This window comes from Borborobacter xinjiangensis (genome assembly GCF_047739745.1).
Classification (GTDB): Bacteria; Pseudomonadota; Alphaproteobacteria; order Rhizobiales; family Rhizobiaceae; genus Pseudaminobacter.
Map to the genome: position 1 here is coordinate 1 of NZ_JBLLVA010000082.1, position 1265 is coordinate 1265.

Below are 1265 nucleotides of genomic sequence, written 5' to 3' on the forward strand. Positions count from 1 at the left end.
CCGTTCATACGATGCGGATGAAGAGGTGCAATAAGTCCAAACCAATCAACAAATGCACCTCCTGAGCAGTGGGAGCTCGCGGCCTGAGGGGGCCGCCTCAACGGAGGACCAAGTCACATGGGCTCGATTTTGGAGAGCGCGCCGGTGCGCCGGCGCGGCGTGCTGTTGTCGACTTTGACGGGGGCGCTGCTGGCGCTCGGCTTTGGCGGCGCACCGGCCTTGGCGCAGGCGCGCGATGCGGTGACGATCGGCGTGCGCGAGGACATTCCCGGCCTCGATCCGACGATAAGGCAGGGCGCCATCATTGGCTTGGTCACCCTCGGCAACATCTTCGAGGGGCTGACCCGCTTCAACGAGGACGGCTCGCTGGCGCCGGGACTGGCCAGGAGTTGGGAGATCTCGGCCGACGGCAAGACCTACACCTTCAAGCTGCTTGAAGGAGTGAAGTTCTCCGACGGCAGCGCCTTCGACGCCGCCGACGTCAAATGGACCTTCGAACGCAATGGCGCAGCCGACAGCACCAATCCGGAGAAGGCCTATTTTGCCTTGATGGAAAAGATCGAGACGCCCGACCCGCATACCGTGGTGCTGCATCTGTCGGAGCCGAACTCGCTGCTGTTGCAGAAGCTCGCTTGGGGTGTGTCGGCGATCGTGGCGCCGGAGACGGCGGCCGGCAACGCCGCCAACCCGGTCGGCACCGGGCCGTTCAAGCTGAAGTCGTGGGAGCGCGGCGCGGCGGTGACGCTGACGCGCAACGCGGCCTACCGCGAGCCGGCGCGGGTGAAGCTGGAGACGGTGACCTTCAAGCTGGTCGAGGATCCGTCGGCGCAGGTGGCGGCGGTGCAGGCCGGCGATGTCGACTTCTTCCCGCTGTTCTCCTCGCCCGAAAGCCTGGAACAGTTCCGTGCGAACCCGGATCTCGTCGTGATGGAAGGCGCATCGGAATTCGAGATTATCATGGGCCTCAACAGCCGCCGCAAGCCGTTCGACAATGTGCTGGTGCGGCGGGCAATGGCCAAGGCGGTCGACCGCCAAGCGGTGGTGGACGGGGCCGAGTACGGCTTCGGCAAGCCGATCGGGGCGCATTTCTCGACCAACCATCCGGCCTATGTCGACACCACCGCCGTCAACGCCTACGACCCCGAGGCGGCAAAGGCGCTGCTTGCCGAGGCCGGCTACCCGAACGGCTTCGAGGCCACCATCAAGGTGCCGCCGCAGGGACCGTTCGTGCGCAGCGCCGAGATCGTCGCCGCCTATTTCGAGCA

General features: G+C 65.7%; 1 protein-coding gene. It reads left to right on the top strand.

Features of this window, described 5'->3' with window-relative positions:
* Window positions 1–117 precede the first annotated feature (117 nt).
* Window positions 118–1265: ABC transporter substrate-binding protein (locus ACLKMW_RS26415; protein WP_415727498.1), on the top strand; the 1148-nt coding region annotated here is incomplete at its 3' end.